Genomic DNA, 6,000 nt, shown 5'->3' on the forward strand with positions numbered 1-6,000 from the left:
GTATGTCAATCCAATTTAAAAAGAAAACAAATGGTAAATAATAAATTTAAAATCGGTCAAATAGTTCCAAGCTCTAATACAACTATGGAAACAGAAATACCTGCTATCCTTAGAGCAAGAGAAGATATATTACCTGAAAGATTTACTTTTCATTCCAGCAGAATGCGTATGAAAAAAGTAACTAAATCTGAACTAGAATTAATGGATGCAGATTCTCTTAGATGTGCTTTAGAATTATCAGATGCTTATGTAGATGTTATCGGATATGCATGTTTGGTTGCCATAATGTCTATGGGAAATGGATATCATGTCACATCTCAAAACAACTTGTACGAACAAACGGTAAAGAATAATCACCCAACTTCGGTGATAACAAGTGCGGGGGCTTTAGTAGAAGGATTACATACACTAAAAGCAAAAAATATTGCTATCATCACACCTTACATGAAACCATTAACTAAGTTGGTTGTGGATTATTTAACGGATCAAGGTTTTAATGTCGTAGATTCTATTTCACTAGAAATACCTGACAATTTGGAAGTTGCAGCGCAGGATCCTGAAAATTTGAAAGAGATATATAAAAAATTAGATACGGATAAGGCGGATGTTGTAGTATTATCTGCATGTGTCCAAATGCCTTCATTACCTTCAGTAGATTTTGTTGAAAAAGAGCTGGGAAAGCCAGTAACAACCGCCTCAATTTGTACAACATATAAAATGCTAAAAGAATTAGGCTTAGAGGCTAAATCTAAGATTGGAGGAGAACTTTTATCAGGAAAATACTAAATCATCAATAAACTGAACTTTCATCAATACTTTTTGAGCTTTTTCGATTAACACAAAGCCTGTGGTAGTCTATAAATTTGTATTATAAATTAAAAGAAATATTATGAAAAGAACATTTCAAATCATAACAGCATTAATTGTTTTATCAACTTCTGCTTTCGGACAAAGCACATTTACTCTATCAAGTAATGACTTAGGAGGGCAAGCTACAATTAATGAGGAGTTCAACGGCTTTGGTTGTACTGGTGAAAATCAGTCCCCTCAGTTATCTTGGAAAAATGCACCTGCAGGAACTAAAAGTTTTGCAGTAACTATGTACGACCCAGACGCACCAACTGGCAGTGGATGGTGGCATTGGGTAGTATTTGATATTCCGGTAAGCACTAATGAATTAGTGTCTGGAGCTGGAAATACTAAACTAAACTTAACACCTGAAGGCGTTATTCAGAGTATTACAGATTATGGAGCGAATGGTTATGGTGGACCTTGCCCTCCTGAAGGACACGGTTTGCACCAATATATAATTACAGTTTACGCACTTAAAACAGATAAACTTGGTCTAAATGAAAGTACAAATCCTGCCGTAGTTGGATATTACTTATGGAATAATACGTTGGCTAAGGCGAGTATTGTCACTTATTATCAAAGAAGTACGAAATAGAAACTGTCTCTAACAAGGTATAAAAGCAATAACGGTTCGAGTTTGCACTCGAACCGTTTTTACATTTAAATAAGTATATTGTAATATGAAAGACTAGTGCAATGAATCCACTACTGCTCTTACACTAACCGTTACTACTAATTGCATAAAATGGAAAAATCATTTATCCTTAATATTTTTAAAGAAGTAGATTTATCTGAGGAAAAGATAGTATTGTTGGCAAACCATTTAACCAAAGTGAATTGTAAAAAAGGAGAGCTTCTTATTAAACAAGGAAAATCTGTTTCAAATAAATATTTCATTTATTCTGGGTGTTTAAGGTCTTTCTTCATCGATGAGCAAGGAAAAGAACACACATTGCAGTTTGCTATAAAAGAATGGTGGATTAGTGATTACCCTGGTTATTTCCAAGGAAGAAAAGCTATCATGAATATAGAGTGTATTCAGGATTCAGTACTCATAAAAATGACTAAAAATAATAGAGACATTTTATTTCATCATATTCCTAAGTTAGAAACCTTCTTTCGCCTAAAATTTGAAAATACTATTGTCAGTTTTCAAAAAAGAACCATCGCTTCACTCAGTTACACTGCCAAAGAAAAGTATATCCAATTTGTTAACACTTATGCCGAAATTGAACAGAATGTCAAAAACTACCATATTGCTTCATACCTAGGAATTACTAAAGAAAGCTTAAGTAGAATTAGAAGAGAGATAGCACAAGGTGAATCTTAGATACATTATTAGGTATCTATTCAATTTGTTTATTATCACAGATCAATTTTTCTGACATAGACTCCTCATACATTTGTATTTATAATCTAAACAAATGATAGAGATGAAAAAGTTGATAGTCGTAACCCATCCGAATTTAGAAGAATCTAAGGTTAATAATTCATGGATTAATGAATTAAAAAAGCATCCTGACGATTTTGTGATCCACTCATTATATGACAACTATCCAAATCTTGACTTCAATATTGTGGAAGAACAGAATTTGCTGTTAGCTCATGATGAAATAATTTTTCAGTTTCCGTTCCACTGGTTTAGCACACCATTCGCATTAAAAAAATATGTAGATGAAGTACTTACCTACGGCTGGGCTTTTGGTCCTGATGGAGACAAACTAAAAGACAAAAAAATCCACTTTGCCGTTTCTACAGGAGGTAAAGAGGAATCTTACAATTCTACCTCGGCAATTAGTGTACCTGACTTATTAAACGATTTCAAATTAACCTTTCAATATTGTGGTTGTATCGTTGATAAGCTTCACGTTTTCTATAGTGCAATGTTCGATCCTTCTGAGCAATCAATACAAGAAAATACAAGAGAGTATATAAATACATTCAAACAAAACCTATAATCAGGAAAAAAACAGTGAGAGTTTTAGCAATTATATTATTAACAATTGGGTCTGTAACGGCACAAAATAAAAACGATAAACAAATGGAAGAAAGGGCAGAAAAAACAGAGTACTTTCAATTAAGATCAAAAGAAGTAGAAAATGGATTTGGATATTCATTTGCAATAAAAATTGGGAATCATATTAAAGCTTCTGGGGCAGTCAGTATGGATGCCTCTGGGAAACCCACAGCAGTAGGCGATTATGCGCAGCAAATGAAAAATTGTTATGCAGATATACGAAAAATGCTAGAACATTATGGGTGTACGTTTGACGATATTATTGTTGAAAATGTATATACAACAGATATGGCAGCATTTATGGCTAATTTAGAATATCGAAAATCATTATATACAGAAAATCAATATCCAAAATCGACTTGGTTAGGCGTTAAAGAATTGGCCTTGCCTGAGTTTATGATTGAAATAGAAGTTGAGGTTTATAAATCAGAATAACACTTCTCTCTTATTGAAGACTTAATGATATTAAAAATGAGTAGCGAGAATTTAAATTTAATTAACGGTGAGAAATTGGTCTCACCGTTAATTACAGCTGACGAATTAAATAATATTATAGGGGAACCTAATGTTAAAATATTCGACGTAAGAGGAATTTGGGGAACAAAGCCAACTTCACTTTATCATGAATATGTAGAAGGACATATACCTACGGCAAAATTCCTTGACTGGAGAAAAGAGTTTATAGAAAAAGATGTTGTACCCAGCTTGGCACAAATATCATCATTGAAAGAAGCAAAACAATCTTTTAGAGACTTAGGTATTGATAAAGAAGATAAAATAATCCTTTATGATAATTACCAACATATGTTTGCTGGTAGAATATGGTGGGCAATGCGCTATTGGGGTTTTGGGAATGTACAAGTTTTAAATGGAGGATTTAATTATTGGCAAGAACAAGGCTTCTCTGTTTCTAAAAAAATAGCAAAAACTGCAAAAGGTACATTTGATCCAAAGCCTCAATATCATTTGAGAAAATCTCTTGAAGATTTCATAGCTGAAAAGGGTAATTCATGTGTTTTGGATGGACGTGGTAAAGCAGGTTACAACGGAAAATCTGATGATCCTAGAACCGGTCATATTCCCGGAGCAATTAGCGCTGCATATAATTCGTTCTTAGATAAAAACACAGGACTTTTTCTTGAAACTCCTGAGATTACTGAATTATTTAACAGAACGATTCCTTATTGGCAAACTAAAAAAATAATTTGCTCTTGTGGCTCTGGTTATTCAGGTACAATTGCAATGCTGGCTTTGGCAAGCTTAGGAATTGAATCTAGTTTATTTGATGGATCATTTAGCGTTTGGAAGCTTGACCCAGCTAGACCAATAGTGCAATCCCTTTAAATTTATGAGAAGTGGTGATGAGGGAACTTTATGTACGATATATGATTATCTCGGTTGAGATAGAAAAAATTGCGGATATCCAATTTCAAAAAGAAAAATAACTTATAATAAAAAAATGAAAAACGTAATAGGAATAGATAAAAAAAAGCTGGAGAGCTCAATAAAAAATTAAATCAACTGTTGACAGACTATCAGCTGTTTTTATCAAAATTTTAGAGAACTACATTGGAATATCAAAGGAAGAAAATTCTTTGAGTTACATTTAAAGTTAGAATAGTTTTATAATAATGCTGTTATCAAAACAGATGAAATAGCCGAAAGAATATTAACATTAGAAAGAGAGTATTGTTGCTTATTATCAAAGAAGTACGAAATAAAAACTGTCTCTAACAAGGTATAAAAGCAATAGCGATTCGGGAGCAAACTCGAACCGCTATTGCTTTTAAATAAGTATATTGTAACACGAAAGACTAGTGCAATTATTCCGCTACTGCTCTTATACTAACCGTTACCATACATTTCCGAGATGACGAAAAAACAAAGACAAATATTCTATCCAACAATTTTCTTTATTGGAATATTTTCAATGTATTTTCAAATACAGATTTTTCGAAATACAATCATTAATTGGTTAATTCCAGCGTTAATAATCACTGTATTCGGAATCACAGCGTACGGAATTGATTTTCGGAATTTTAAAAACACGTACTTCCACTATAAAACCATAAAATTATATGCTTTGATAAATTATTTTATTGGATTTGGATTTATAGCTTGTTCTACTTTCATGTTTATGAATTATCACTTCGCTAACCTAAAAAGCAAAAAGGAATCCTATAAAATTGTTGAACGGACTTTTATTCGAGGTGGAACAAAATACAGAATTGGAGAAGAGCAACCTGTCTTTACAATAAATTACAAAGGAATTAAGAAAGATTTGGTATTTAAACACCAATATTTTGACAAAATGAATCAATATAAAATTGTCGAATTGGAAACCTGAAATGGCCTATTTGGATTTGACATTTTAGAAAACAAAAAACTGAATTAAAACATATGGTAACAACGTATATGAAATCAGAGCTCCCTGCGGGATGCTACGCTTCATATATAAAGACCGTTGTAAATAATATGAAAAAATGAGATACTTATTTTTAACTTTAGTTCTAATATTTTTACTTCAAAGTTGTAAAAACTCAATGTCCAATAAAGTTGACTTGGTTTATGAAGATGGAAATAAAAAGATTGAGATAGAAATTGAAAATGGAATGGATTTCTTAACTTATAATGAACCAAGCAAAACCAACTTTATAGTAACCAATATTAATCCAATAAACCTAAGAATACTTGGGCCTGGAATTACTATTCTTGGAACCAACAATGATAAAACAGCGATGAGAACTGAAATAAAAGTGCCTACAAATTATTTGGAAAGTGACACTCTGAATATAAAGGTTTGGTATGATAATAATGATAACAAAAAGAGGTGTGAATTTAAAATCCCTGTTAAGAAATCAGAATAAAATACTATTTACAACAAAGGCTATAATTCAGTGCTAAATCTTTAGCTAAAAGAATATTTACTACTTTTAATAAAAAACACGCTCTGAAGAAATGATTTCGTCACGCAGCTTGCTTCGCAGGCCAGAGGTAAAGGCCGACGCTTTTCGCTCACCAAGCCTCCAAACACGCACCAAATCATAGCCGAGACCGTTACCAGCAATATTTTTTAATCTTAATTATTTTAGTAAAAATGAGAGCAAAAATTACAATTTTTAATCTTTTAG

8 protein-coding genes are annotated in these 6,000 nt (G+C 32.2%); all 8 read left to right on the plus strand.

Annotated elements, in window-relative coordinates; translation table 11 throughout:
* The first annotated feature begins 30 nt into the window (after nt 1-30).
* The 8 genes from ACEXOE_RS09305 (at nt 31) to ACEXOE_RS09340 (ending at nt 5,736) form a co-directional block, all read left to right on the plus strand.
* Nucleotides 31-786, plus strand: coding sequence for a maleate cis-trans isomerase family protein (locus ACEXOE_RS09305; protein WP_394748473.1), 756 nt, complete (start codon nt 31-33; stop codon nt 784-786).
* A gap of 103 nt (nt 787-889) precedes the next feature.
* The gene (locus tag ACEXOE_RS09310) at nt 890-1,447 is read left to right on the plus strand and encodes a YbhB/YbcL family Raf kinase inhibitor-like protein (RefSeq protein ID WP_394748474.1); all 558 of its coding nucleotides are present in this window, start codon (nt 890-892) and stop codon (nt 1,445-1,447) included.
* A 150-nt stretch (nt 1,448-1,597) separates the two neighbouring features.
* Nucleotides 1,598-2,182, plus strand: coding sequence for a Crp/Fnr family transcriptional regulator (locus ACEXOE_RS09315; RefSeq protein WP_394748475.1), 585 nt, complete (start codon nt 1,598-1,600; stop codon nt 2,180-2,182).
* Between the two features lie 103 nt (nt 2,183-2,285).
* Nucleotides 2,286-2,810, plus strand: a complete 525-nt coding sequence (locus ACEXOE_RS09320) for an NAD(P)H-dependent oxidoreductase (protein WP_394748476.1) — start codon at nt 2,286-2,288, stop codon at nt 2,808-2,810.
* Nucleotides 2,811-2,824: 14 nt separating this feature from the next.
* On the plus strand, nt 2,825-3,304 hold the full coding sequence (locus ACEXOE_RS09325) for a RidA family protein (RefSeq protein ID WP_394748477.1): 480 nt from the start codon (nt 2,825-2,827) through the stop codon (nt 3,302-3,304).
* Between the two features lie 36 nt (nt 3,305-3,340).
* A complete protein-coding gene (locus ACEXOE_RS09330) occupies nt 3,341-4,213 on the plus strand; it encodes a sulfurtransferase (RefSeq protein ID WP_394748478.1) in 873 nt (290 codons plus the stop codon).
* A gap of 793 nt (nt 4,214-5,006) precedes the next feature.
* Nucleotides 5,007-5,216, plus strand: coding sequence for a hypothetical protein (locus tag ACEXOE_RS09335; RefSeq protein WP_394748479.1), 210 nt, complete (start codon nt 5,007-5,009; stop codon nt 5,214-5,216).
* Between the two features lie 196 nt (nt 5,217-5,412).
* Complete coding sequence (locus ACEXOE_RS09340) at nt 5,413-5,736, plus strand: hypothetical protein (protein ID WP_394748480.1); 324 nt, start codon at nt 5,413-5,415, stop codon at nt 5,734-5,736.
* Nucleotides 5,737-6,000: the final 264 nt, after the last annotated feature.

Origin of the sequence: Spongiimicrobium salis, assembly GCF_043678055.1 — a bacterium.
GTDB classification, from domain to species: domain Bacteria; phylum Bacteroidota; class Bacteroidia; order Flavobacteriales; family Flavobacteriaceae; genus Spongiimicrobium; species Spongiimicrobium salis.

What these genes read in the sequence shown, in the direction of transcription:
- ACEXOE_RS09305 (WP_394748473.1), top strand. Translation starts at nt 31, where the DNA reads ATGGTAAATAATAAATTTAAAATCGGTCAAATAGTTCCAAGCTCTAAT.
- ACEXOE_RS09310 (WP_394748474.1), top strand. Translation starts at nt 890, where the DNA reads ATGAAAAGAACATTTCAAATCATAACAGCATTAATTGTTTTATCAACT.
- ACEXOE_RS09315 (WP_394748475.1), top strand. Translation starts at nt 1,598, where the DNA reads ATGGAAAAATCATTTATCCTTAATATTTTTAAAGAAGTAGATTTATCT.
- ACEXOE_RS09320 (WP_394748476.1), top strand. Translation starts at nt 2,286, where the DNA reads ATGAAAAAGTTGATAGTCGTAACCCATCCGAATTTAGAAGAATCTAAG.
- ACEXOE_RS09330 (WP_394748478.1), top strand. Translation starts at nt 3,341, where the DNA reads ATGAGTAGCGAGAATTTAAATTTAATTAACGGTGAGAAATTGGTCTCA.
- ACEXOE_RS09335 (WP_394748479.1), top strand. Translation starts at nt 5,007, where the DNA reads ATGAATTATCACTTCGCTAACCTAAAAAGCAAAAAGGAATCCTATAAA.
- ACEXOE_RS09340 (WP_394748480.1), top strand. Translation starts at nt 5,413, where the DNA reads ATGTCCAATAAAGTTGACTTGGTTTATGAAGATGGAAATAAAAAGATT.